This is a genomic window from uncultured Brevundimonas sp., assembly GCF_963975535.1.
GTDB lineage: Bacteria > Pseudomonadota > Alphaproteobacteria > Caulobacterales > Caulobacteraceae > Brevundimonas.
Genome location: NZ_CAXBHE010000005.1, coordinates 203,279 through 227,881, shown reverse-complemented (window position 1 = coordinate 227,881; position 24,603 = coordinate 203,279). Strand labels below are relative to the sequence as shown.

24 protein-coding genes are annotated in these 24,603 nt (G+C 67.9%); 9 read left to right on the top strand and 15 right to left on the bottom strand.

Annotated elements, in window-relative coordinates; all coding sequences use genetic code 11:
* The first annotated feature begins 2 nt into the window (after positions 1 to 2).
* Positions 3 to 386, top strand: coding sequence for a PIN domain-containing protein (locus tag AACZ75_RS09245; protein ID WP_339872644.1), 384 nt, complete (start codon positions 3 to 5; stop codon positions 384 to 386).
* Positions 387 to 415: 29 nt separating this feature from the next.
* Here AACZ75_RS09245 and AACZ75_RS09240 read toward each other — a convergent pair whose 3' ends face one another.
* Genes AACZ75_RS09240 through sdhC form a run of 4 tightly spaced genes read right to left on the bottom strand, consistent with a single transcriptional unit; the run spans position 416 to position 3,872 of the window.
* Complete coding sequence (locus AACZ75_RS09240; RefSeq protein WP_339872561.1) at positions 416 to 1,219, bottom strand: succinate dehydrogenase iron-sulfur subunit; 804 nt, start codon at positions 1,217 to 1,219, stop codon at positions 416 to 418.
* A 2-nt stretch (positions 1,220 to 1,221) separates the two neighbouring features.
* Positions 1,222 to 3,006 carry a succinate dehydrogenase flavoprotein subunit gene (sdhA, locus tag AACZ75_RS09235; RefSeq protein ID WP_339872560.1) on the bottom strand — a complete coding sequence of 595 codons (1,785 nt, stop codon included), beginning with the start codon at positions 3,004 to 3,006 and terminating at the stop codon, positions 1,222 to 1,224.
* A 6-nt stretch (positions 3,007 to 3,012) separates the two neighbouring features.
* Complete coding sequence (gene sdhD, locus AACZ75_RS09230; protein ID WP_339872559.1) at positions 3,013 to 3,420, bottom strand: succinate dehydrogenase, hydrophobic membrane anchor protein; 408 nt, start codon at positions 3,418 to 3,420, stop codon at positions 3,013 to 3,015.
* Complete coding sequence (sdhC, locus tag AACZ75_RS09225) at positions 3,417 to 3,872, bottom strand: succinate dehydrogenase, cytochrome b556 subunit (protein ID WP_339872558.1); 456 nt, start codon at positions 3,870 to 3,872, stop codon at positions 3,417 to 3,419. Before sdhC ends, sdhD begins: the two co-directional genes overlap by 4 nt.
* Before the next feature lie 188 nt (positions 3,873 to 4,060).
* On the opposite strand from sdhC, the gene AACZ75_RS09220 reads away from it, so the two are divergent.
* Complete coding sequence (locus tag AACZ75_RS09220) at positions 4,061 to 4,552, top strand: hypothetical protein (RefSeq protein WP_339872557.1); 492 nt, start codon at positions 4,061 to 4,063, stop codon at positions 4,550 to 4,552.
* On the opposite strand, the gene AACZ75_RS09215 is transcribed toward AACZ75_RS09220, so the two are convergent.
* Genes AACZ75_RS09215 through AACZ75_RS09205 form a run of 3 tightly spaced genes read right to left on the bottom strand, consistent with a single transcriptional unit; the run spans position 4,553 to position 6,215 of the window.
* The gene (locus AACZ75_RS09215) at positions 4,553 to 4,969 is read right to left on the bottom strand and encodes an HIT domain-containing protein (RefSeq protein ID WP_339872556.1); all 417 of its coding nucleotides are present in this window, start codon (positions 4,967 to 4,969) and stop codon (positions 4,553 to 4,555) included.
* Between the two features lie 38 nt (positions 4,970 to 5,007).
* Entirely contained in the window at positions 5,008 to 5,391 is a 384-nt protein-coding gene (locus tag AACZ75_RS09210) for a VOC family protein (RefSeq protein ID WP_339872555.1), read from the bottom strand.
* Positions 5,392 to 5,441: 50 nt separating this feature from the next.
* Complete coding sequence (locus AACZ75_RS09205; protein WP_339872554.1) at positions 5,442 to 6,215, bottom strand: EcsC family protein; 774 nt, start codon at positions 6,213 to 6,215, stop codon at positions 5,442 to 5,444.
* Positions 6,216 to 6,324: 109 nt separating this feature from the next.
* Between AACZ75_RS09205 and mdh the strand changes: the two genes are divergently transcribed.
* Positions 6,325 to 7,287 carry a malate dehydrogenase gene (mdh, locus tag AACZ75_RS09200; RefSeq protein ID WP_339872553.1) on the top strand — a complete coding sequence of 321 codons (963 nt, stop codon included), beginning with the start codon at positions 6,325 to 6,327 and terminating at the stop codon, positions 7,285 to 7,287.
* 233 nt (positions 7,288 to 7,520) lie between these two features.
* Here mdh and AACZ75_RS09195 read toward each other — a convergent pair whose 3' ends face one another.
* Together AACZ75_RS09195 and zapE are read right to left on the bottom strand one after the other, a co-directional pair.
* On the bottom strand, positions 7,521 to 8,087 hold the full coding sequence (locus AACZ75_RS09195; protein WP_339872552.1) for a YbjN domain-containing protein: 567 nt from the start codon (positions 8,085 to 8,087) through the stop codon (positions 7,521 to 7,523).
* A gap of 34 nt (positions 8,088 to 8,121) precedes the next feature.
* Positions 8,122 to 9,210 carry a cell division protein ZapE gene (gene zapE, locus AACZ75_RS09190; RefSeq protein ID WP_339872551.1) on the bottom strand — a complete coding sequence of 363 codons (1,089 nt, stop codon included), beginning with the start codon at positions 9,208 to 9,210 and terminating at the stop codon, positions 8,122 to 8,124.
* Positions 9,211 to 9,345: 135 nt separating this feature from the next.
* Here zapE and AACZ75_RS09185 point away from each other — a divergent pair, with 135 nt between their 5' ends.
* Together AACZ75_RS09185 and rarD are read left to right on the top strand one after the other, a co-directional pair.
* Positions 9,346 to 10,392, top strand: coding sequence for an aspartate-semialdehyde dehydrogenase (locus AACZ75_RS09185; RefSeq protein ID WP_339872550.1), 1,047 nt, complete (start codon positions 9,346 to 9,348; stop codon positions 10,390 to 10,392).
* Positions 10,392 to 11,315 carry an EamA family transporter RarD gene (gene rarD / locus AACZ75_RS09180; protein ID WP_339872549.1) on the top strand — a complete coding sequence of 308 codons (924 nt, stop codon included), beginning with the start codon at positions 10,392 to 10,394 and terminating at the stop codon, positions 11,313 to 11,315. The genes AACZ75_RS09185 and rarD overlap by 1 nt, the downstream gene beginning before the upstream one ends.
* Here rarD and AACZ75_RS09175 read toward each other — a convergent pair.
* Together AACZ75_RS09175 and AACZ75_RS09170 are read right to left on the bottom strand one after the other, a co-directional pair.
* Positions 11,312 to 12,457 carry a serine hydrolase domain-containing protein gene (locus AACZ75_RS09175; protein WP_339872548.1) on the bottom strand — a complete coding sequence of 382 codons (1,146 nt, stop codon included), beginning with the start codon at positions 12,455 to 12,457 and terminating at the stop codon, positions 11,312 to 11,314. The two genes, rarD and AACZ75_RS09175, sit on opposite strands and share 4 nt — an antisense overlap.
* 104 nt (positions 12,458 to 12,561) lie before the next feature.
* On the bottom strand, positions 12,562 to 12,750 hold the full coding sequence (locus AACZ75_RS09170) for a hypothetical protein (RefSeq protein ID WP_339872547.1): 189 nt from the start codon (positions 12,748 to 12,750) through the stop codon (positions 12,562 to 12,564).
* A 408-nt stretch (positions 12,751 to 13,158) separates the two neighbouring features.
* On the opposite strand from AACZ75_RS09170, the gene AACZ75_RS09165 reads away from it, so the two are divergent.
* Entirely contained in the window at positions 13,159 to 14,253 is a 1,095-nt protein-coding gene (locus AACZ75_RS09165; protein ID WP_339872546.1) for a pentapeptide repeat-containing protein, read from the top strand.
* On the opposite strand, the gene AACZ75_RS09160 is transcribed toward AACZ75_RS09165, so the two are convergent.
* Positions 14,250 to 15,482, bottom strand: a complete 1,233-nt coding sequence (locus AACZ75_RS09160; RefSeq protein WP_339872545.1) for a TIGR03862 family flavoprotein — start codon at positions 15,480 to 15,482, stop codon at positions 14,250 to 14,252. The two genes, AACZ75_RS09165 and AACZ75_RS09160, sit on opposite strands and share 4 nt — an antisense overlap.
* Before the next feature lie 274 nt (positions 15,483 to 15,756).
* On the opposite strand from AACZ75_RS09160, the gene greA reads away from it, so the two are divergent.
* The 3 genes from greA (at position 15,757) to AACZ75_RS09145 (ending at position 17,800) form a co-directional block, all read left to right on the top strand.
* The gene (gene greA / locus AACZ75_RS09155) at positions 15,757 to 16,236 is read left to right on the top strand and encodes a transcription elongation factor GreA (RefSeq protein WP_339872544.1); all 480 of its coding nucleotides are present in this window, start codon (positions 15,757 to 15,759) and stop codon (positions 16,234 to 16,236) included.
* Positions 16,237 to 16,397: 161 nt separating this feature from the next.
* Positions 16,398 to 16,559, top strand: coding sequence for a hypothetical protein (locus AACZ75_RS09150; RefSeq protein ID WP_339872543.1), 162 nt, complete (start codon positions 16,398 to 16,400; stop codon positions 16,557 to 16,559).
* A 119-nt stretch (positions 16,560 to 16,678) separates the two neighbouring features.
* Positions 16,679 to 17,800: a DUF2855 family protein gene (locus AACZ75_RS09145; RefSeq protein ID WP_339872542.1), complete on the top strand. Its 1,122-nt coding sequence runs from the start codon at positions 16,679 to 16,681 to the stop codon at positions 17,798 to 17,800.
* A 180-nt stretch (positions 17,801 to 17,980) separates the two neighbouring features.
* On the opposite strand, the gene AACZ75_RS09140 is transcribed toward AACZ75_RS09145, so the two are convergent.
* The 3 genes from AACZ75_RS09140 to AACZ75_RS09130 all read right to left on the bottom strand — a co-directional run bounded on the left by AACZ75_RS09140 (position 17,981) and on the right by AACZ75_RS09130 (position 24,324).
* Complete coding sequence (locus AACZ75_RS09140; protein ID WP_339872541.1) at positions 17,981 to 19,477, bottom strand: terminase family protein; 1,497 nt, start codon at positions 19,475 to 19,477, stop codon at positions 17,981 to 17,983.
* Positions 19,474 to 20,049, bottom strand: coding sequence for a hypothetical protein (locus tag AACZ75_RS09135; protein ID WP_339872540.1), 576 nt, complete (start codon positions 20,047 to 20,049; stop codon positions 19,474 to 19,476). Before AACZ75_RS09135 ends, AACZ75_RS09140 begins: the two co-directional genes overlap by 4 nt.
* A gap of 291 nt (positions 20,050 to 20,340) precedes the next feature.
* Positions 20,341 to 24,324 carry a DUF4365 domain-containing protein gene (locus AACZ75_RS09130; RefSeq protein ID WP_339872539.1) on the bottom strand — a complete coding sequence of 1,328 codons (3,984 nt, stop codon included), beginning with the start codon at positions 24,322 to 24,324 and terminating at the stop codon, positions 20,341 to 20,343.
* Positions 24,325 to 24,603 lie beyond the last annotated feature (279 nt).

Genomic DNA, 24,603 nt, shown 5'->3' with positions numbered 1-24,603 from the left:
CGATGACGCTGGTATCCGCCGATACGAGCAGCCTTGTCCGCTATCTGGAGGGGCGGGACGGTCCCGACGTCGAACGCATACAGTCCGCGTTCGACCGCGACAATTTCAGGCTGACGCCGCCGGCAATGGCAGAACTTCTGTCCTATCCCAAACCCCGCGCACTGCTGGAGCAGATGCTGGCCCAGATGCCCGTCCTGCCGCTCAATGACGGCTTCTGGATGCGCGTTGGACAGAACCGGCAGACCATACTGGCGCTCGGGCTGAAGGCTCGACTGGCCGACGCCCTGATCGCCCAGTGCTGTATCGACGCCGGCGTGCCGCTGATCGCCCACGACCCCGACTTCCGCCATTTCGCCACCCACTGCGGATTGACGCTGGCGGTCTGACGGCTAGCGGTCGCCGCGAAGGTTCCCCATCAGACCGTCGCCGTCGCCTTCCTGCGGTCCGGGGCCACCATCAGCTTCTTGGTCTCGGCGATGGCCTTGGCCGGGTTCAGCCCCTTGGGACAGACCTGGGCGCAGTTCATGATCGTGTGGCAGCGATACAGTTTGAACGGATCCTCGAGGTCGTCGAGCCGGCTCTGGGTGGCGTCGTCGCGGCTGTCGGCGATCCAGCGATAGGATTGCAGCAGGGCCGCCGGGCCGAGGTATTCGGTCTGGTTCCACCAGTAGCTGGGGCAGGAGGTCGAGCAGCAGGCGCACAGGATGCACTCGTACAGCCCGTCCAGCTTCTCGCGCTCGGCCGGGGTCTGCAGCCGCTCGGTCGTCGGGTCCGGTTCGTCCGACTGCAGCCACGGCTGGATCGAGTCGTACTGGGCGTAGAACAGGGTCAGGTCCGTCACCAGATCCTTGACCACCGGCTGGTGCGGCAGGGGCGCGATCGAGATCGTGTCCGACGAGCACTCGTCCCAGCCCTTGGTGCAGGCCAGGGTGTTGCGCCCGTCGATGTTCATCGAGCACGAGCCGCAGATGCCCTCGCGGCACGAGCGCCGGAACGACAGGGTCGGGTCGATCTCGTTCTTGATGTGGATCAGGGCGTCCAGCAGCATCGGGCCGTGGTCGGCCACCGGCACCTCATAGACGTCCCAGCGCGGGTCCGCGTCGACCTCGGGGTCGTAGCGATAGACCTTGTAGGTCTTGACGTTGGTCGATCCGGGCGCGGCCTTGTGGACCTTGCCGGGGGTCGGCTTGGAGCCGCGCGGGAGGGTAAGCTGGACCATCTTCAGTACACCCGTGCCTTGGGCTCGATATAGGCGATGTCGTCGGACATCGTGTAGTTGTGGACCGGCCGGTAGTCGATCTTCACGGCCTCGGTCGGCGTCTTCCAGGCCAGGGTGTGCTTCATCCACTCGGCGTCATTGCGGTCGGGGAAGTCCTCGCGGGCATGGGCCCCGCGGCTCTCGGTGCGGTTCAGCGCGCCCTCGATCGTCACCAGCGCCTGGTCGACCAGGTTGTCGTATTCCAGCGTCTCGACCAGATCGGTGTTCCAGATCAGGCCGCGGTCGGTGGTCTTGATGTCGGCACCGCGGGCGTGGATGTCGCGCAGCTTGGCGACGCCCTCCTCCAGCGTCTTGCCGGTACGGAACACGGCGGCGTCCGACTGCATGGCCCGCTGCATCTCGATGCGCAGTTTGGCCGTCGGGGTCGACCCCGAGGCGTTGCGGAAGCGATCGAAACGGGCCAGGTGGCCGTCGGTGGTTGCGGCCGGGGCGTCCGGCACCTTCGACGCCTTGTCGACCACCTCGCCGGCGCGCAGGCCGGCGGCGCGGCCGAACACCACCAGGTCGGTCAGGCTGTTCGAGCCGAGACGGTTGGCCCCGTGCACCGAGACGCAGGCGGCCTCGCCCACGGCCATCAGGCCGGGCACCACGGTGTCGGCATTGTCGCCGACCTTGGTCAGGACCTCGCCGTGATAGTTGGTCGGGATGCCGCCCATATTGTAGTGGACCGTCGGCAGCACCGGAATCGGCTGTTTGGTCACGTCGACGCCGGCGAAGATCTTGGCGCTCTCGGAAATGCCCGGCAGTCGCTTGTGCAGCACCTTCGGGTCCAGATGGTCGAGGTGCAGGAAGATGTGGTCCTTGTTCGGACCGACGCCGCGTCCTTCGCGGATCTCGATGGTCATCGAGCGGCTGACCATGTCGCGCGGGGCCAGGTCCTTCACCGACGGGGCATAGCGCTCCATGAAGCGCTCGCCCTCGGAATTGGTCAGATAGCCGCCCTCGCCGCGCGCGCCCTCGGTGATCAGGCAGCCCGCGCCATAGATGCCGGTCGGGTGGAACTGCACGAACTCCATGTCCTGCAGCGGCAGGCCGGCGCGCAGCACCATGGCATTGCCGTCCCCGGTGCAGGTGTGGGCGCTGGTGGCGCTGAAATAGGCGCGGCCGTAACCCCCGGTCGCCAGGATCACCAGCTTGGCCCGGAAGCGGTGCATGGTGCCGTCGTCCAGCTTCCAGGCCGTCACCCCGGTGCAGGCGCCGTCCTGCATGATCAGGTCGAGGCCGAAATATTCGACGAAGAACTCGACCTCGCGGCGCACCGACTGGCCGTACAAGGTGTGCAGGATGGCGTGGCCGGTGCGGTCGGCGGCGGCGCAGGTGCGCTGCACCGGACCATTGCCGAAGTCGCGCGTCATGCCGCCGAAGGCCCGCTGGTAGATCTTGCCTTCCTCGGTGCGGCTGAACGGCACGCCCCAGTGTTCCAGCTCATAGACGGCCTTGGGGGCCTCGCGCACCAGATATTCGATGGCATCCTGGTCGCCCAGCCAGTCCGACCCCTTGACGGTGTCGTACATATGCCAGCGCCAGTCATCCTCGCCCATATTGCCGAGCGAGGCCGAGATGCCGCCCTGGGCCGCGACCGTGTGCGACCGGGTCGGGAACACCTTGGTGACGCAGGCGACCTTCAGCCCCTGCTGGGCGGCCCCGAGCGCCGCGCGCAGGCCCGAGCCGCCGGCACCGACGACGACCACGTCATATTCGTGATCGATGAAATCATAGGTCGCCATAAGCGATCAGGCTCCGAAACCGGCCGGCAGCGGCGCTGAACCCAGCGCCAGCCGCACGATGAGGAAGACACTGGCGAAGGCCAGCACCAGACAAAGGGCGGCGATCAGGGTCAGCAGGATCCCGCGCGTCGAGGGCTTGTGAATATAGTCATCGACGATGACCTTCAGACCCAGGTTCATGTGCCACAGGCTGGCCAGCAGGGTGACGGCCAGCAGCCCGGCATTGACCGGACTCTGGAACCAGAGCAGGGCCCCGTCATAGCCGCCACCGGCCAGCTGGGCCGCGCTCCACAGACCCCAGAGGGTCAGCGGCACCAGGATCAGCGAGGACAGGCGCTCGGCCTTCCACTCGCCGGCCCCGTGGCGCTCGGACACCTTGACGCCCTTGACGAAGGTCTTGGTCGAACCGCTCACAGCGACACACTCCCGGACACGAACAGCCAGACCCAGAAGGCCACCCCGACCAGCAGGCCCAGCCATATCGACAGGCTGCTCAACAGGCTCGCCGTCTTCGGATCGAGACCCTTGCCGGCGTCCCAGACCAGGTGACGGATCCCCGAGGCCAGGTGATAGGTCAGGGCCAGGGTCAGGCCGAACCAGACCAGCAGGCCCAGCGGCGAGGCCGACAGGCCGGTGAAGGTCGCATAGGCCTCGGGGCCGAAGGCCAGGGCCAGCAGCCAGATCCCGACCAGGACCGCGCCGGCCGACAGGGCGCTGCCGCTGATCCGGTGCAGGATCGAGGCCGCCATGGTCACATGCCAGCGCCAGACCTGGAGATGGGGAGACAGGGGGCGGGGCCGGCCGTTGGGCTGGAGGACCGGGCGGTCGCTCCGGGCATCGCCCGAGGCCGTGGGAGGGCTCGTCATGCGAATGGTTCTCAAAACCGAAGGAATTCAATCGCCCGAGGGCGCATACAGGCTTTAGTGACCCCGGCGGCGCGGTGTCAACGAAGGCCTCCCCCCGACCCCGACCCCAAGGCGGTTTTCGGGGGCGGTTTTGCCCTCCCTGTCGCGGTCGGGTGGAATTTTCGGTCCGGGTGCGGCAGTCTGGGGCAATGCTTCTTACCGTTATCGCCGCCACCGCCGTCCTTCTGCTTCAGGATCCCGGCGCGCGCCCCTATACGCCCGCCGCCGACGCGACCCGCCAGATCTATCGCCCCCCGGCCATCCGCCCGTTCGAGACCGCGCCCGGTCCCGGGGTCCGCGATGTCGAGACCTTCTTCGACCAGGGGGTGACCGCCGCCGAGGCCAGCGCCGACGCCCGGGCCGGACCGCTGGACGGGCGCTGGCGGGCCCTGGGACCCGACGGTCGTCCGCTGCTCAGCCTGGTGTTGCGCGATGCCGGCGACGGCACCGTCGAGGGCGCCTGGCGTCAGGGCGACGACGGGCGCGCCCGCCTGGTCTCGGCCATCGCCGTGGACGGCAGCCGCGCCACCCTGACCCTGGACCGGCGCGGCACCCTGCGGCTGCGGCGCAGCGACGGCGGCTGGCGGGGCGAGTTCGTGCACAACGGCCAGGCCCGCCCGGTGACCCTGCATCGCCCCTGATCAGGCGGTCAGGCGCGCCAGCAGCGCGGCCCGCGCCGCCGCGTCATAGGGGCGCGCGCCGGCCCGACCCCAGACCGGATCGGGCCACAGGCCATCGTCGCGCCGCCGTCCGACGACATGGACATGCAGCTGGGCCGTGACATTGCCGAGGGCGGCGACATTCAGCTTGTCGACCGGCCGCCCGGCCGCCGCGCCCAGATCCCGCACCCGGTCCCCGGCCCGGACGATCTCCTCCATCAGCCGTGTCCGGTCCGCCGGCGACAGGTCGGCCAGCTCGACCGCCCCGGCCACACGCGGGATCAGGACCAGCCACGGAAAGCGCGCGTCGTCCTGCAGCCGCAGCTGGCACAGCGGCCAGTCGGCGACAAAGACGGAGCCGGGCCCGAAGGCGGAGTCGAGGGTGAATTCACGGGCCATCCCCACCGGTCGCCCGCGGACGCCCCGGGGTCAAGGCGTCAGGTCCCCGCGCCGGCTTCCATCAGGAAGGCGTTCAGCTTGTTGCCGTCCAGGTCGCGGAAATAGGCGGCGTAGAACGGCCCGCCGCGCGGTCCGGGCGGGCCCTCGCAGGTGCCGCCATTGGCCAGGGCGATGTCGTACAGCCGCCGGACCTGGTCGCGCGACGCCGCCTGCAGCGCCACCATCACGCCATTGCCGACCGTGGCGGCCTTGCCGTCATGGGGTTTGGTCAGGCCGATCCCGGCCCCGCCGTCCGGCGTGCCCCAGGCGATGAAGGTCGGTTCCTCCATCATCCGCGGCGTGCCCAGTTCGGCGGCGAGGGCGTCATAGAATTTCGCCCCGCGCTCAAGGTCATTGGTGCCCAGTGTTACATAGCCGATCATGTCGAAATCCTCCCGTTAGTCTGTTATCTGCGCACGAACAAAACAGGAACTCAAGCCCCCGCCAGCCACCGCATCCGGCAGGCCATCATCGCCGTCTCGCCCAGTCGCTCGACCAGCCGCCAGTTGACCACCGCCCCGATCGGCGCGCCGACCACCGGGATCAGCTGGGCCAGCTTGGCCAGGTCGATATGGTCGCGATATTCGATCTGGAAGCTGCGCCAGTCATAGGCGTCGAGGGCGTCCGGCTGGTCGCGGTTGGCGATCCACGCCTCCAGCGCCGCCAGGGCCTCGGGTCGCCGCGCGGCGCTGGCAAAGGCCAGATGAAAGATGTGCAGCACGAACAGCCGCTCCCGCAGCGTGCCCCCGCCCCAGCCGTAGCAGCCGACGACCTCGCCCAGCATCCGCACCTTGATCGCCATCAGGGCCGGAAAGTCGGCCGCCGCCAGCAGGAAGCCGCCGGCCCCGGTCACCCCGCCCTCGACCCCGGCGGTGTTGCGATAGCGCTGGATCCGCTGCCGGGCCCGCAGCTCCCGCGCCGCCAGCGAGCCCTCCGCCAGTGGCCGCACCCTCAGCAGGTCGGAGCCGGTCATGATGCCCCCGGTCATGGCCTCGACCCCGGCGGTGACCACGGCATGCACCCGGTCGGGGATGGCGCGATTGATCCGGCCCTGGACCCCGCGCGTGGTCCGGTCCCACAGGCCGGGGCCCTTCAGCAGCCGCGCCCGCCAGGCCGCGACCGCGGCACGCACGGCCGCCTCGTCGGTCACGGTGACCAGACTGTCCGGCGTGTCGGCGGCGGCGATGAATTCGGGGGATCGGGTCACAACGGCTCCGGCTGACGCCGCGTCACAGTTGCAGGCGAAAGCGCGCAGGGCTAGACCGCCGCGCAACGGTCGCTGTTGCGCCGCCCCCTTCCCCTTGGAGACGACCCCTATGGCACGCGCGAAAATCGCCCTCATCGGCGCCGGCATGATCGGTGGCACCCTGGCCCATGTGGCCGCGCGCGAAGCGCTGGGCGACGTGGTTCTGTTCGACATCGCCGAGGGTACGCCCCAGGGCAAGGCGCTCGACATCGCCGAGGCCACCGCCGTGATCGGCACCGATGTGGTGCTCAAGGGGGCCACCGACTATGCCGACATCGCCGGGGCCGACGTCTGCATCGTCACCGCCGGCGTGCCGCGCAAGCCGGGCATGAGCCGCGACGACCTGATCGGCATCAATCTGAAGGTCATGAAGGCCGTCGGCGAGGGCATCAAGGCCCATGCGCCCAACGCCTTCGTCATCTGCATCACCAACCCGCTGGACGCCATGGTCTGGGCCCTGCAGCAGTTCTCGGGCCTGCCGAAGGCCAAGGTCGTCGGCATGGCCGGCGTGCTCGACTCGGCCCGCTTCGCCTATTTCCTGTCCGAGAAGACCGGCGTCTCGGTCCAGGACATCAACGCCTGGACCCTGGGCGGTCACGGCGACGACATGGTGCCGATGGTGCGCCACTCGACCGTTGGCGGCCTGCCCCTGCCCGACGCCGTCGCCGCCGGCTTCATGAGCCAGGCCGAGCTGGACGCCATCGTCGAACGCACCCGCAAGGGCGGCGGCGAGATCGTGGCCCTGCTCAAGACCGGATCGGCCTTCTACGCCCCGGCCGAGAGCGCCATCGCCATGGCCCGCTCCTATCTGCTGGACCAGAAGCGCGTCCTGCCCTGCGCCGTCTGGCTGTCGGGCGAGTACGGCCTCAAGGACCTCTATGTCGGCGTGCCCGCCCTGATCGGGGCCGGCGGCGTCGAAAAGGTCATCGAGTTCACGACCAATGCCGAAGAGAAGGCCATGTTCGAAAAGTCCGTCGCCTCGGTCCAGGGCCTGCTCCAGGCCTGCAAGGACATCGACAGCTCGCTTTCCTAGGGCGCTACAAACCCCGCTCATCCCCGCGAAGGCGGGGACCCAGTTCTTTTGTGGCGCAGGGGTGCCAGGGACGGCGGGCACCGGGTCGTCGGAATGGCCTGGTCATCCAAAACACTGGGTCCCCGCCTTCGCGGGGATGAGCGGAAATCTGGTGCGGAGCCTTGTGACCGCGGCCAAACAAAAAGAGGGCCGCGGATCGCTCCGCGGCCCTTTTGCGTGGTCCGGTAACCGCCCTACTGGGCCGGAGTCTGCGCCGGAACGAAGAAGCCGACGTGGGTGGCGAAGGTCGGCAGCAGCCCGACCCAGACCGAGGTCGGGTCGATCAGCTGCCGGGTGCCGGCCCCGTCGACCAGCAGGACGTCATACTGGACGATGGCCGTCCCGGCCGCCGTACCGGGCGTGAAATAGGCCTTCAGGAAGCGGTGCTCGAGATTCCACTGGTTGACCCGTTCGGGGGTGATGGTCTCGTTGCTGAACGCCGCCATATACTGGATGTCGCCGCAGACATCGGCCTCGCAGCCGTTGAAGAAGACCAGCCAGGTCATCGGGCCGTCGGTGACCGTCACCGAAATCCGGCCGTCGGCGCGCGTGACCTCGCCGACCGTGGCCCCGACACTGATCAGCCAGTCGCGCACGGCGGTGATCGCCAGCCCGCCGGAGGCGGGGGCCTGGGCCGCCGCGGCCGGCGCGGCCTGGTAGGCGGTCTGGGTCACCGTCCCGGGCGTGGCGGCCAGCGCGGCCCCGGGGGCGGCCAGCAGGGCGGCGGTGGCGAGGGCGGCGGCGAAACGACGGTGGATCATGGTGTGTGGACTCCGGTTTGGCCCACCCTAACCCTCAGTCGCGCGATTGCGCCAGCCAGTCGGCACTGGTCATCTCATGCAGGCGCGAGGCGGTGCGCGCGAATTCGAACGCCCCGTCACCGGCGGGATACAGGGCGTCCGGACCGGCGGCGGCCCGCACCACCAGCCGCGCCCGCGCCTCATACAGGGCGTCGACCAGGGTGACGAAGCGTTTGGCCTCGTCGCGACGGGCCGGGTCCAGCACCGGTACGGCGTCGAGAAACAGGGTATGGAAACGTTCGGCGATGGCCAGATAGTCCTGCGGCCCCAGGGCCCGGCCGCACAGTTCGGCGAACCCGGCCCAGGCCATGCCGCCGGCCGTGCGCGCGATCATCAGGTCGCGCCCCAGCACCGTCAGCTGCGCCGGCTCCTCGGGCTCGTCGCCCAGAAGGTCGGCCCACAGGGTCTCGAACTCCGTATCCCCCGTCGCGAACCACAGCCGCCCGGCCGCCATCCGGTCCAGTCGCCAGTCGCGCGCCCCGGCCACCTGCAGCACCTCGCAGCGCTGCGTGAGGCGGTCGACGAAGGGCAGGAACAGCTGGCGGTTGATGCCGTGCAGATACAGCTGTTCCGGGGCCCGGTTCGAGGTCACCGCCAGCACCACGCCGCGTTCGAACAGGGCGTCGAACAGCCGGCCCAGCAACATGGCGTCGGCGATGTCGGTGACCTGCAGCTCGTCGAAACACAGCAGCCGCGATTCCGACGCGATCAGCTCGGCCACCGGCTCGATCGGGTCGTCGCCCCGATGGGTGCCGAACACCGCCTTGCGCCGGGTCTTGTCGCCCTCGCGCCACTGGCGGATCAGCCCGTGCACCCGGGCCATGAAGGCGTGGAAATGCGCCCGGTGCTTTCGCGGCTCGGGCGCACAGGCGAAGAACAGGTCCATCAGCATGGACTTGCCGCGCCCGGGCGGCCCCCACAGATAGACGCCGGTCACCGTCGGCACCTTGCCGAACCGGCCGCGCCGCTTCAGGTCGTGGCTCAGTCGCGACAGCGCCGCGATGGCCTCGTGCTGGGCCGGATCGGGGCTGAGTTGCCCGGTCTGGATACGCTTGTCATAGGCGGCGCGAAGGCGTGTGGGCATGGTCACGGGGCTTAGCGGTCCGGCGCGCGTCTGAAAAGCCGTTGCTTCGCGCCTGCGAAAGCCCATATGCAGCGCCTACGGCCCGTTCCCCCGCATCTCCAGGGGACGAGCGGCCGCGTATTGAAGGAATTCCCCATGGGCTATCGCGTCGCCGTCATCGGTGCCACCGGCAATGTCGGCCGGGAAATGCTGAACATCCTCGAGGAGCTGAACTTCCCCGTCGACAAGATGCACGCCCTGGCCTCGCGCAAGTCGCGCGGCATCGAGGTGGCCTGGGGCGACCGCACGATCAAATGCGAGGACATCGATACCTTCGATTTTAAGACCGTCGACCTGGTGCTGATGAGCGCCGGCGGCGACGTGTCGCGCGCCTGGTCCGAGAAGATCGGCAAGCTGGGCCCGATCGTGATCGACAACTCCTCGGCCTTCCGCAAGGACCCCGACGTGCCGCTGATCGTGCCGGAGGTGAACCCCGACGCCATCAAGCTGGCGACGAAGAAGAACATCGTCGCCAACCCCAACTGCTCGACCGCCCAGCTGGTCGTGGCGCTCAAGCCCCTGCACGACGCGGCGACGATCAAACGCGCCGTGGTCTCGACCTACCAGTCGGTGTCGGGGGCCGGGAAGGAGGGCATGGACGAGCTGTGGAACCAGACCAAGGCCATCTACGGCCTCGGCGACGCCACCCCGAAGAAATTCCCCAAACAGATCGCCTTCAACGTCATCCCCTTCATCGGCAGCTTCCGCGACGACGGCTATACCGACGAGGAGGTCAAGATGTGGGACGAGACCCACAAGATCCTCGACCCCGACATCAAGCTGACCGTGACCTGCGTGCGGGTGCCGGTCTTCGTCGGCCACTCCGAGTCCGTCACCCTCGAGTTCGACCGGCCGATCAGCCCCGAGGAGGCCCGCGCCATCCTGCGCGACGCCCCCGGCGTCCAGGTCATCGATAAGCAGGAACACGACGGCTACATCACCCCGGTCGACGCCGCCGGTGAACACGCCGTCTATGTCTCGCGCATCCGCAAGGATCATACGGTCGAGAACGGACTGAACCTCTGGGTCGTGTCCGACAACCTGCGCAAGGGGGCCGCCCTCAACGCCGTGCAGATCGCCCAGCTGCTGGACGAGACCGGCATGATCAAGCCCGCCGGCGGCTATCGCACCCTGACGGTCTAGTGACCGACACCGCGCCCGACGTGCGCCCGGCCCTGCTGGCCGGGGTCGCCTGCTATGTGATCTGGGGCCTGTCGCCGCTGATCTATCAGCCGATGGGCGCGGCCGGGGCCGACGCCTGGGAGATCATGGGCCACCGCGCGGTCTGGGGTCTGGTCTGGGCCGCCGGGCTGGTGCTGCTGGCCCGACAGTGGTCACAGGTGCAACGGGTACTGACCGACTGGCGCACCCTGCGCTGGCTGATGCTGTCGACCGTGATGATCGCCATCAACTGGGTCCTGTTCATCTGGGCGGTCAACAACGGCCACACGCTGGAGACCAGCCTCGGCTACTATCTGAATCCGCTGCTCAACATGGCCTTCGGGGCCTGGCTGTTCCGCGAACGCATCAGCCGCGCCGGCCTGTTCGCCATCGCACTGGCCGCCATCGGCGTGGCCCTGCAGGCCGTGGCGCTGGGCCGGCTGCCCCTGATCTCCCTGACCCTGGCCGTGTCCTTCGCCATCTATGGGGTGATCCGCAAACAGGTGAAGGCCGAGGCCCAGACCGGCCTGTTCGTCGAATGTCTGCTGATGGCCCCGCTGGGCCTGGCCTGGCTGGTCTGGCTGCATGTCCACGGGGCCGGCCATTTCGGGGCCAGCCCGGACGCCACCTTCTGGCTGCTGATGGCCGGACCGATCACCGTCGGTCCGCTGGTGCTGTTCGCCTGGGCGGCGCGGCGACTGCCGCTGTCGATGGTCGGCTTCCTGCAGTTCATCGCCCCGACGCTCAGCTTCGTCATCGGCGTGGTCCAGGGCGAGCCCTTCACCTGGCTGCGCGGCGTCTCGTTCGGCTTCATCTGGCTGGGGGCCGCCGTCTTCCTGTGGGCCGCCCTGACCCGGGCCCGGGCCGCCCGCGCGGCGCTGAAGTCCCAGGCCGGACCGGTCTAGACCGCCGAATACAGCGCCGCGATCAGCCGCAGCGCCCGCGGATCGCCCAGCAGGTGCGGCGACTGGCGCGTCATCACATAGGCGGCCGAGATCCCGGTGGCCGGATCGGCGAAGGCACAGCTGCCGCCCCAGCCACAATGACCGACCGCCGCCGGGTTGGGCCCGAAGATGTCGAGCCCGGCATTGCGGGTAAAGCCCGCGCCCCAGCTGATGTCGAAGGGCAGTACCCTGTCCGGCCCGTGGATGCGTTCGCGCGTGGCCTGGGCCAGCACCGCCTCCGACAGGAGGGTCTGTCCGTCCAGCGTCCCGCCGGTCGCCAGCGGCGTCAGCATCCGCGCCAGACCCGCCGCCGTGGCGTGCATATTGGCCGACGGAATCTCCAGCTGCCGCCATTCGCTGGAGCCGCGCCCGCCGGGGGCCGAGCCGCGGTCGAGGAAGGCCGCCGTCTTGATCGCATCGATCGTTCCCAGGTCCGGGGCCGCGGTCGGCTTGCGCATCTGCGCCACCCGGTCGTGCTCGCTCTCGGGCAGGCCGATCCACAGGTCGAGGTCGAACGGATCGGCAAAATCCCCGGCCAGGGCCGTGCCCATGCTGCGCCCGTCGACGAGGCGGAACAGCTCGCCCGCCAGATAGCCGATGGTGATCGGATGATAGCCCGAAGCCGTGCCCGGTTCCCACATCGGGGCCTGGGCGCACAGCCGGTCCAGCACCGCCTCGCGGTCGAACCAGATCGTCGGCTCGGCCGGTTCGGAAAAGCCCGACAGCCCGGCCTGGTGACTCATCAGCTGGCCGACGGTGATGCCCGCCTTGCCCGCCTGTCCGAACAGCGGCCAGTAGGCGGCGACCGGGGCCTCGTACGACAGCAGGCCGCGCTCGACACAGGTGGCGATCAGCAGGGCCATCACCGCCTTGCCGGTCGAAAACACCGGGGCCAGGGTCGCGTCGGTGAAGGGTGTGGTCCGGGCCGTATCGGCATGGCCGGCCCACAGGTCGATCACCGGCTCGCCGCCGATACAGACGCTGAACCGCGCGCCCAGCTCGTTCAGCCCTTCGGGGGCGTCGCTGAAGTTGGCGGCGAAGGCGGCCTTCACCGCGGCGAAACGGGCCGGGCAGCTACCGTGGATGTCGGGGAGATCGGTCATGGGTCGGGTCTAGCCATCTGCCCGCCGCTCGTCGACCATCGATCCCTTCTCCCGTTCGGAGAAGGTGGCCCGAAGGGCCGGATGAGGGTCGACCGTGTCGGGCGTTACGGGGCGACGGCGTCGCCCGCGCCCGCGCACAGGGCGGCTTCCGCTTCCGCCCGGTCGGTGAAGTAGAGGGTTTCAGGTCCGGCCATTTCATAGCTCTTGCTGTGCACCTGGCCGTTGTCCCCGACGATCCGGGTTTCGATCAGCAGTCGGTCGCCCATCCGCGCCAGCTCGTGCTTGATGACCATCACCCACCCCCCTTGGTTTCATCGGACCCTGCGCGCAGGGCCGCCGTGATCCCCGATCCGTTGTCACGGTCGTTCGCACCGCCGGACGCATGGCGACACGAACCCCGGCCGGAATGCCCGGACGCCCCTTCGGACGCCCCACAACCGGCGGCAGGACTGGGTCAAAGTATCGCCGTTGTGTCAACTCCATTCTCCAGACACAGTTAACGCCGTCGGTGCTGGATTCGTGACCGGCAACGCCCGTGTTTTTCCCGGTATCGACATCACCGGAGGTAGTATCGACACCGATGACACCTGATGTCCGGGCCGCCGCCGCTGGACCGGGGGACCGGCGACGACCGGGGGATATTCTCTATTTGGTGATTTTTGACGCCTAGGGCTGGGCGCGGATGCCCGAGCCGGACCGCGATGAAGACGCCTGTTCTCAAGAAATATCCTGAAAGCGACGTGGTCCGGTTCGTCGCGGCGCATGAGCGTTTCGTGAAACGCGCCGCTGACGGCGTGAGGCTGCAGCTGCGCTTCGCCGACATGCGCGGACTCATCCTGCAGCGGCGCGACCTGTCCGAAGCGGATTTCGCCGGCAGCGACTGGAGCCGCAGCCGGCTGGCCATGTCGAAATTCATCCGGGCCTCCTTCTATTGCGCGACCCTCGTCCGCGCCGACCTGCGGGGGGCCGACCTCAGCCAGGCGGATCTGCGGGGGGCCAGCTTGCGGGGAGCCAATCTGTATGGCGCCATGCTGGACGACGCCGACTTCCGCGACGCGGAGCTGGCGGTCGCCAACGCCCTCGACGGCTATCATCTGGCGCGGATCGACGACGGCGGCCCCACGCCGGAGACCGGGTCAGACCCGGCAAGGCGCGGCGTCGACCTGCGCAACTGCTCCTTGAAACGCGCCCGGCTCAGCGGGGCCCGGCTCCAGGGAGCGGATTTCAGCGGTGCCAACCTGCACGGGGCCCAGTTCAGGGGGGCCAGGCTGGACAGGGTCGTTTTCCACGACGCGATCCTCACCGGGGTCGACCTGACGGGCACGCATTTCCCGGCCGGGGCCCTGGCCCGGTGCGTGATGGATCCGGACAAGCCGGCCCTGGATCGCGTCCCGGCCCTGCTCGAGATCCTGTCCGCCGCGGAACACTGGCTGTCGATCCAGGGCGCGGACGGGGCCGCCGCCCAGCTGGGCGGTGAGGATCTGCGCCCCCTCGGCACGGGTCTGGTCAAACGCCGCCTGCCCGGCCTGGTGGCCCCGGACGTCTGCGCCGTCGACGTGGACTTCTCCGAAAGCCTGCTGACCGGGGCCAATTTCAGCGGCGCCGACCTGCGCGGCGCGATATTCGACGGTGCCGATCTTCGCGGTACCAGTTTCCGGAACTGCCGGCTGGCCCATGCTCGGTTCGTCGGCAGCGACCTGAGGCCGCTGCCACGCAGCGACGGCGGGGAACACCCGGTCGACTTTTCCGGTGCCTCCGTCGACGGCGTGATCCTCACCGGGGCCCTGCGCGGCTAGGCCGTGCCTCCCTCACCCCCCGCCAGCCAGCGCTCCACGCCCTGCGCCGCCACCACCCCCGAGGCCATGGACGCCTGCAGCAGATAGCCGCCGGTCGGGGCCTCCCAGTCCAGCATCTCGCCGGCCACGAACACCCCGGGCCGGGCGCTCAGCATCAGGCCGGCATCGACCGCGTCCAGGGCCACGCCCCCGGCGGTCGAGATGGCGCGCTCCAGCCCCTGGATCCCGGTCAGTTTCAGCCGCAGCGCCTTGATCCGCCGCGCCAGCTTGTCGGCCCCCTGCGGCAGCTCGCCCGGCACCTCGCGCAGCAGGGCCGCGGCCACCGGTGACAGCCCCCCGGCCTTGCGCAGCCAGTTGGCGGTGCTGTCCTTGCCGCGCCCGGCCTCCAGCCGCGCCGCCAGGGCCGCGATCGACAGGTCGGGCCGCAGGTCGATCGTCAGCAGGGCCGACCCTTCCGCCGCGATCGCCTCGCGCAGGGCCGCCGACAGCGTATAGACGGCCCCGCCTTCCAGCCCGTAGGCCGTGACCACGGCCTCGCCGCGCACGGTCCGGTCGCCGAACGTCAGCGCCACCCCCTTCAGCGGCTGGCCGGCGAAACGGCTGCGCACCACCTCGGACCAGGCGACGTCAAAGCCCATGTTCGACGGCCGCAGCGGCACCACCGCCACCCCGGCCGCCTCCAGCGGATCGACCCAGCCGCCGTCCGAGCCCAGCTTGGGCCAGCTGGCCCCGCCCAGCGCCAGCACCACCGCATCGGGTCGTTCCCGCCGCTCGCCGTCCGCCGTCTCGAAGCGCAGCGCCCCGTCCTCGCTCCAGCCGGTCCAGCGCGAACGGGTGCGCAGCTCGACCCCCAGCCCGTTCAGCCGGGCCAGCCAGGCCCGCAGCAGGGGCGAGGCCTTCATCGCCCGCGGAAACACCCGGCCGCTGGAGCCGGTGAAGGTGGCCTGGCCCAGCCCCTCGGCCCAGGCGGCCAGGTCGTCCGGCGAAAAGGCGTCCAGCCACGGCGACACGGCCCCGGCGGCCTCCCCGTAACGCCCCTCGAACGCCGCCTGGTCTTCCGAATGGGTCAGGTTCAGCCCGCCGCGCCCGGCCATCAGCAGCTTGCGCCCCGGCGACGGCATCCGCTCGTGCACGGTCACCTTTGCCCCCGCCTGCGCCAGCCGCTCGGCCGCCATCAGCCCGGCCGGCCCGGCCCCGACGATGTGGATGGTCTTCGCTGCAATGCTCATGGCGCGGGTCCTACCCTGTTCCGCGCAGCGCGTCATCGCGAAGCCCCACAACCGCTGTCGTCATCCCGGCGAAAGCCGGGACCCAGCGGCGCGCGCGAGCGCGACCCTGTCGCGAACACATCGGCTCACCGCATCGTGCGTGAACAGATCGCCCTCGCCTTCGCGAGCGCGCCGCTGGGTCCCGGGGTCGCTGCGCGCCCCGGGATGACGACAGCTGGGGGACGGACAAGAAAACAGTGCCGGAACCGGCGCGCACCCGATACGCTGACTCCCCATGAGTGTCGCCTTTACCCGTGAGGAGGATCTGGAGGCCACGGCCGCCGATCTGCCCGACCGTCCGATCTCGCCGCATGCCAATCTGGTCACGCCGCAAGGGCTGGCGGCGATCGAGTCGGCCCTGGCCGCGGCCCGCGCGGCCTACAATGCCGCCCAGGCCCATGGCGCGATCGAGACCGACCGCACGGCCATGGCCCGGGCGACGCGGGATTTGCGCTACTGGTCAGCGCGCCGCGCCTCGGCCCAGCCGGTCGAGATCGCGCCCGCCGACGGCCGCGTCCGCTTCGGCGGCTCGGTCACCCTCGAACGCGACGACGGCCGCACCCAGACCTGGCGTATCGTCGGCGAGGACGAGGCCGACCCGGCCCACGGCAGTGTCAGCCATATCTCGCCCCTGGCCGTGGCCCTGAGCGGCAAACGCGTCGGCGACAGCGCCGTGATCGCCGGGCGCGAGGTCGAAATCACCGCCGTCGACTGAGGCATCTTCACCCGGAAGGTTGTCCCCGGCGGCCCGATGGCTCAAACAGGAGGGGACGGGCGGGCAGCCGCCCCGGAACCGCGCGCCGCGCGCCGGTTCCACACGACCTCCCGGCGCTCCCGCAGCGCGAAGCGCGACAGCGCCACGAAAGAGAGACCTCCATGGCCCGCAAGCCCAACTACAGTTTCGAACGGATGGAGCGCGACCGCGCCGACGCCAAGAAGGCCGCCGAAAAGGCCGCCAAGAAGGCCGAAAAGAAAGCCCAGGCCGCCTGGGAAGCCGGCGAGGGCCCCAACCCCAACGACACGCCCGCCGAAGACTAGTACCGGCCATCCCGGGGCCTCGACCGTCATCCCCCCGGGGGTGGCAGGGCGAGGCTCGGGGTCACGCCCGCCTGCGCCTGACCGATTGCCTGTCACCCCGCCGCCGGAGCGGATCCGCGATGACCGACACCCTGACCGTCACCCGCCTGCTGACCGACATGGCCGATCCGGGCCGCACCGCGCTGCGCACCACGCCCGAGCCCGCCGCCGCCGCGCCCGGCGAGGTCATCCTCAGCCCCGACGTCTTCTCCCTGACCACCAACAACATCACCTATGCCGCCTTCGGTGCGGCGATGAACTACTGGGACTTCTTCCCGACCGGCGAGGCCGGCTTTGGCCAGATGCCGGTCTGGGGTTTTGCCGATGTGGTCGCCTCGGCCGTCGAGGGCGTGGCCGTGGGCGAGCGCTTCTACGGCTACTGGCCGATCGCCAGCCACCTGCGGATGCGCCCCGACCGCGTCAGCGACCGCGGCTTCCATGACGCCTCGGAGCATCGCCTGCCGCTGACCTCGGCCTATAACCACTACAGCCGCTGCAGCGTCGACCCGTCATACCGCGCCGCCGACGAGGCCTGGCTGGCGCTCTACCGCCCCCTGTTCGTCACCGCCTTCATGCTGGCCGACTATCTGTCGGACAACCTGGCCTTCGGCGCGCGCCGGCTGCTGATCTCCAGCGCCTCGTCCAAGACCGCCTATGCCACGGCCTTCTGCCTGGGGCAGGCGGGCCCCGGCGGCGACGGGCTGGAGCGCATCGCCCTGACCTCGCCGCGCAACCGCGACTTCGTCGCGGGCCTGGGGGCCTACGATCGCACCCTGACCTATGCCGAGATCGAGACCCTCGATGCCGACAAACCGACCCTCTATGTCGACTTCTCCGGCGACAACGCCCTGCGCGCCCGCATCCACCACCATTTCGGCACCGCCCTGACCCACGACTGTTTCGCCGGCAGCGCCGCCAACACCGACTTCCTCAGCCCCGCCGACCTGCCCGGCCCGGCCCCGCAATTCTATTTCGCCCCGCACCAGATCAGGAAGCGCAACGCCGACTGGGGCCCGGCCGAGGTCAACCGCCGCCTCCACACCGCCCAGTCCCGCTTCATCGCCCACGTCACCGCCGCCAAACCCCCGTGGATGCGCCTGGTCGAGTCCACCGGCTTCGCCGCCGCCGCTGCCGTGATCCGCACGCTGGCCGACAGCGGCGGTGACCCGGCGGAAGGGCATATCATTACGCTGGGGCGCTAACGCGCGCTACGCGGTCGCGCGCTGCTTGAGCGCCCGGGTCCCTGTGAGCCCGCGGCGAAGCCGCCAGGCCGCGTCGGGTCGGGAGGTCCCGAAGGGCCGACGACCGCGGCCCAAAAAGAGTGCCTCCACCCCCATCCCCGGCCCTTCCCCCCTCGAGGGGGAAGGGAGGCGTAGCGTCACTCACCCCAGACACGACCCCCCGCGCGCACCCCAGTCCAGCACCCTGACCGACGGTCCCGCCCGCCGCTCCAGCAGCAGGTCCGTCACCGCCCAGACCAGGGCATCGGCCCGGTCGGGACTGGCGCGGCCGCTGTCCTCGGCCCCCAGACCGCACAGTTCCTCCTCCAGCGCCTCCAGCCCGGCCGCGTGGGCGACCCGGCCCTGTTCGTACAGCGCCGCCACCGGCTCGGCCCGCGCCGCCTTGCCCAGCACCGCATGCACGCGCCGGATCGGCACCGCCAGCCCCGCCGCCCGCAGTACCGCCCCGGCCATGGCCCCGCCCTGGTTGGTCTCGACCACCACCCGCTGCGCGCCGAACGCCTCGACCGCCGCCCGTACCCGCCCGGCCCAGCCCTCGGGCGACAGCCCCCGCACCGTCCGGTCGGCCAGCACCAGAACCCGCTCCCCCGCCCGCCCCGCCACCACGATCCCGCACGCATCCCGCGCCCGCCCGGACAAGGGCCCGGCGGGGGGATCCACCGCCACCACCACTTCTTGCATTGGGCTATCGCCCTTCGGGCTAGTTGAGCCCACATCCTGAGGGCTATCGCGCTTCGCGCTACTTGAGCCCCGGACGGTCCCGGACGGTTGATCGTGCCCCACCCCGCTCATCCCCGCGCAGGCGGGGACCCAGTCCCGCCCCGCCGTCCTCGCCTTCTCGATCTCCGCATAGGTGAACAGCGCCCCTTCCACCTCCAGCACCCGTCCGTCCAGCTCCTGCGCCGCCCGTCGTGTGCCGCCGTAAAGATCCAGCATCGCCGCCAGAAACCCGGGGGCCAGGTGCGCGGCGTTCGTGACCGTCGCCGCGTCCGTCCGCACCAGCCCCGGCTCATCCAGCACCCCGCGCAGCAACCGCCCCGGCTTGGGCGTCGACGTGAGCATCAGCCTTGGTGAGTGAGACCCGCGCGAAGCGCCAGGCCGCGTCGGGTCGGGAGGTCCCGAAGGGCCGACGACCGCGGCCCCACAAGAATGCGGCACCCCCAACCTCAGCCCCAGCCGCAACATCGCCAGCGTTTCCCGTCCGTAGTCCCACGCGCAGAACTCATCCCCCCAGGCGGCGTGAAACTGTGGCCCCCTCAGCCGCTGCGGCTCCCGCGCCGAGAAGATCAGCCCCAGCACCCCGCCCGGAAACACCACCCGCCGCAGCGACGGTTCGAACCGCGCGCCCGAGCGGAACGGCAGGTTCAGCACCCCCGACGGCCCCTCGACCATCACGGCCCGCGCGTCGTGCAGCGTCGGGGCCACCAGGGCGATCCGCCCGGCCGCCCCCACGGTCCGCGCCAGCCGCGCCGCCTCGCCCCAGACCCATTCCGCCCCCGCCCGCGTCTTGCCCGCCCCGCGCCCGCCCAGAAACAGCCAGGTCGTCCAGTCCCCGCCCGGCGCCCTCTGCCCGTCATGCGCTACCCGATCCCAGGCCTCCGCCCCGGCCCGCTCGGCATCGAGCTCAAAAGCCCTCACGTCTCCTCCCTGTCGCGCAGCGATGGGGAGGGGGACCGCGCAGCGGTGGAGGGGTAAGCCGCCGCACCCCCCTCCCGCCGCAGAAAGTCCAGCGCCGCCCGCCGCCCCCGCTCGGTCCCGTCGGGATCGTCGCCGTCGCCCCCGGCCCCGCCGCGCGCCAGCCGTTCCAGCGTCCCGGCCAGCCGCGCATAGGTGTAGGCCCGCGCCGGTTCCAGATCGCGCAACATGCGGATCGCGCTCTGCGCCGCCGCCCGCGCCGCCTCGCCCAGAGAGGCATCGACCGCCAGCGCCCGGCACGGCGCATCGGCCCCCGCCACACCCTCGTCCGCTCCCAAAGCCCGCACCACCGCATCCGCCGCCCCCGGCGACAGCCCCGTCAGCGGCGGCCGGTCGTCCTTGCGCCGCCAGCCGTCGCGGCGCGCCCGCGCATACAGGGTCCGCTCGGTCCCGCCATACTGTTCAACCAGCGCCCTGGCCGTGGCCCCGGCCTGATACAGCCGGCGCATCTCGTCCCATTCGGCGTCGCTGCGGCGGCAATAGGGTCGGCGGTGGATCGGTGTCGATCGGGTCATGCCCGCATTATCCGCCAGGCCGGACCCGGGGCGGGAAATTGGCGCTCAGAAACCGTCAGGTCGTTGAGCGGGCGCAGGTTTTTCGCGTAAATTAGGCGGAAACATCACCCAATCCTCCCAATCCTCCCCCACAGGGGGAGGGGGACCGCCGGAACGGCGGTGGAGGGGGCCAAAACCGCACCGCTCGTCCCGTCTCCTCCCTGTCGCGCAGCGATGGGGAGGGGGACCGCGAAGCGGTGGAGGGGTGAAGCCTGAAGCGGTGGAAGGGTCAGCGACAAGTCAGAAATCGCGTCATGTGACTTTCAAGAAGTGTCCTCTCGACCAATCTCGAATGTATCGCGCCGCGAGAGGAGTCGACCTGAACACATGCATTAGAACCGAAAGTATGAGCCCGTGATCACCGTATCGTTCGGCGGTGACGCGACGCAGCAGAATGCCCGTCGCGCCTTCCCGTAGGTCAATGAACTCCGTGCCGCGCCATAACCCATAGATGATCTGCGCGGTAACCCGGACGTGCGATTCGATGTCCGCTTTTGCGCCCCCAATGCACGTCGTCAAGGTCTCAAAGACGACGCTCGGCTTCTTCAAGCCATCTCGCATGTCCGTTCGTAGTGCCTCGAAAAACACCGTTGTTGAGAGACCAAGGTAGCTTTGACCACGCGCTAATAGCTTCGCGCTCCAGACGACATAGTCCGATATTTCGGCCAACTTCTCATCGACCACGTAACCGAGCGCCCAGTGAAGCCAACAGGACCGCGTTACACCTAGCCCACCACCCCATTGACGAAGTCGAAGGTCATCAACGAGCAGCAGCAGGTCGTTTTCATTAGCGATGAAAACCTCGTCGAACAGAGGGGTTCCCATATCTAAAATAACCGCGCGCATCTCGTCAGGCAGGCTGTCAGGGACAGTCACGGGTGAAAGAACGGCGCTGGCCTCAAGCCAATTTATGCCGGATCTCAGATTTTCTGCGGCGGCACGGACATCCTCGGCATCAACGCTGTTCATCGAGATCTGTCCGCCTTGGTAGGACATCGACTGCAAGCCGTCCTCGTCACCATCACTCAGTCGTTCGAGACGAGATTGAAGGTCTAGTAGGGTGTTGGCTGAATAATGCACTTTACCCAAAGCCGCTTCGATCAGTTCTGTGACCTCAAGTGACCACATCGTCCAAAAGGTTTGAGCGTCGACAACAACACCTCGGCGAGCGTTTGCGACTAAGCTCTTCGTCGCCTGCGCACGCTCCCCTTCCTCACCGATTGCAACTTGGAATTTTCGCCCAACTTGTGAGAGCCCTTCGGCCGCGTCGATCGTGCTCGTCCCGACACGATAGGCGAAGACCGCAAGTGGCATCCCTCCCGTTTCATAGGAATTCGCTTCCTCATCGAGGAAGTCGGAACGCGCCTTGAGCATTGCCTTAACAGCATCCAAGCCACCTTCCGCCTCCACATCAACCTGGATGCTCTTAAAGCCATTGACGGTAGGAAAGCGATCCTCAAACTGCTGAAGTACGGCTTGCATACGGGCAACGAATTTGTGGCGTAGTTCGCCGACCCTACCCCTGCGGCCGTCCGGCAAGGTGAACTCGTCTCCAGTCTTCATGCCCATGACCGCAGCCACGTCAGGATGACTGGGTTCGCGCGCATCAGGGTCGAGCTTTCTCAACTCTGGATTGGGCTCGACGATAAATTCTAAGCGTTGTCCACCATCCAAGGTTAGGACCACGGAGATATCATCGGCGATGGCCGGTGCATCGAGTCGCCCACCTTTCTTTCGTCCTGCATCGAGCACGAGCGCTCCGAAGCTGGTCCATAGCTGAGGGTCGTCGCGATTTTCCAGTAGGAGGCGATAGAGTAGTGCTAGCCCGCGTTGAGGAGAGCCAAATCCAATAAGCAGCCTAGCCAACCTCATTTGATCGGAGACGCTGTCGGATTTGAAATCTTCTACAGAGGCCGCCAGTACACGCTTAATGGCGACGTCCCTGCGACGCCGGACCAAGCTTTCGAGCAGCAAGAGAGTCGGCTTTAAAATATCCGGCTTTAGTGAGGTTAAGTGCCGGGCGTGCTTCTCCGCTTGGTCAAGATCGCCGCGATTGAAAGCTTGAACGGTTCGGAGCCAGACGATGTCAGGGTCATCGAGCGCGGCCTTAGGCAACATCGCAATGGCGCTGTTGAAATCTCTGGCTCTTCCGCTACTCGCTAGCAGCCCAATGTAAAGTCGCGTTGCTTCCGTATCCCGCGTCAGATCAACGTGACCATCAAGAACCCGAGACGCCTTAATTGTCGCGTCATGACTTTTCAGGGCCTGGGCGACTGTGACCCTCTGCGCGAATGATGCGTCAGCAGGCAGAGCTTCGGCAAGGGCCGCTAGTTCGCCTGCCAACACCTCGTCGGCTTCGCCTTCTTCTGCTCGCCAACGAATGGAGAGGATGTCAGCATAAACCGAACGGGATGAATCAATCCGGATATGCTCGATCGCGGCGTCCAATGCCGGCCGGTCGCGCGCAACTATCGCGAGGTTGGCGGCCACGATCCATCTGCTTATACGATGATGCTCTGGAATGGTCGCATCATCCAATTCGATGACGAACCTCAGAGCCGCCTTCGGATCGGTTCGGCCAATGATCTCGGCCTTCAGAAGCTGGGCCTCTCCATCGTCCGGAATGGATTCCAGCGCCGCGAGCGCACCCGCTTCATTTCCGTTCAACGCTTCGAGAAGCGCCAGCATTCGCGCGGCATTCGGTTGGTGGCCCGTCTCCGATTGAACTCGGCGTAGAAGATCGATTCCCGACTGATAATCATCGACAACGCGGAACGCGATGGCCGCGTTGGTCGCCTCATTTGCCAACTCTGCTTTATCGACGTAGCCGCCGGCGATCTTCTTCTCGACCTCTGCGCGAAGGACAACCGCAGCTTCACTTACCTCAGCAACTGATACCTTAGACTGCCCCCCTGGCACGAACTGACGATCCGTCGTCGCGGCCTCTAGAATGGCGTAGGCCCAAAGGCGCTTAAATGCTGGATCGTCTGGATTTTCAGGATAGGCTCCGATCGCCTTTTCGATCCAGTCCGGCGCTTCCGTCACCCGCAGGAATTCAAGGACGGCAAACCGCGCGTCTGAGCCGCCCCGAACTGCCTCCGGGATAAGGCTCTCTGGTTCGCCTATCCCTTCGAGCCTCGCTGCCGCACTAAGCAAGACCGTTATCGCATGCGACGGGCATGGGCTGCCGTTTAGGGCCTGTTTAGCTAAGTCAAATGCGTCTTGGTATTGTTGCTTGAGCAGCTTTGCGAGGCCTAGATTGGCAATCGCAAGTGGGTTCTTTGTCTCAAACTCATAGGCTTCTTCAAAGCCTTCGATAGCCTCCGCGCTAAGACCTATATCCAAAGCGCATGCCGCGAGATTGGTGCGAGCGCGAAAGTAGCCATACGGCACTCGCGTGCGGTCGATCTTCGGAAGTAGTTCCAGTAACATACGATACGCAACGCCAGGGTTGCCCGCGTTCTTAATGTCGCGAAGCTGATCAATCTGGGCGTGGAGCGCTGCGTCTTCGGTAACCCGTCGAGGGTCAGTCGAGGTCCCTGACGACGCCTCCATGACCGATGGCTGTAAAGGTCGAAGCTTCTCATCGAGCAGCTTTGAAAGTTGGTCTATGGCGGTCGGTGAGAGGCTGCCATCGCCCACCTCTGCCCTTAGCCTTGGAGGAACTGGCTGACTGTTAGACGGTACTGAAACAATAGCCTCATTGGGCCGCACAGCCCCCTGCTTATTGGTGCTCGCAGTCTCCGCAACATCTTCCCCCAGCCGTGAGACTGTGGCCGGGTCCAAAAGGCGCCCTTGTGAAACAACCTTTGCGAACTGATCCTTTACGGACACATCGAGAATTTGAGTTCTCGGCACCGTCAGCCGCCATCGTTTTCCCTTCCGCACGGCTTGGTCAGCCCACTGCCAGAGCGTCTCCTCAGTGTCGGTGTTGTGGAAGACGACGACGACAGGCAGCGAATGGCCTACCCAGTAGTCAATATGGTCTTTGTCCGCATAAAACTGGACCTCCCGTTTATTGCCCGTGAAGTAGGAGGGGCCCGCCTTAACTTGCAAAGCGAGAAGGCGCCCACTGGCTGTACCGTCCGGGCGGGGCATCTCAGCTTGGAGATCGACGCCATAGTCTCCAGCACGTTGATCGCGGGGCTGCCAACCCATCCTTAGCAGGATGGCTTCAACGGCATTCAGGCCGAGCCCCTCGGTTACGTTGAGCTGACGCTTCTTATTGGAGCTCATGAGACGTCACAGACCATGCGCCCCCTGACATAGCCGCATGGCATATAGCAGCGCTGTTCAAGAGCTTTCCGCATCTGACTCCACTGTGGCGCGGTATTGCCCGTCGATATTAGTATCGATGGCGATCACATATCTCATACCGTTACGCTCGCCTCCCTTGTAAGCACCTATCTCCACACGTCCACAGATGGAAATTGGCTGACTCAACGCCCGAGCTCGCCGTTTGAAGCAAATCGGAGCGTTGCTGATTTCGAATTTCTGAACCCCAACCCAACCAAA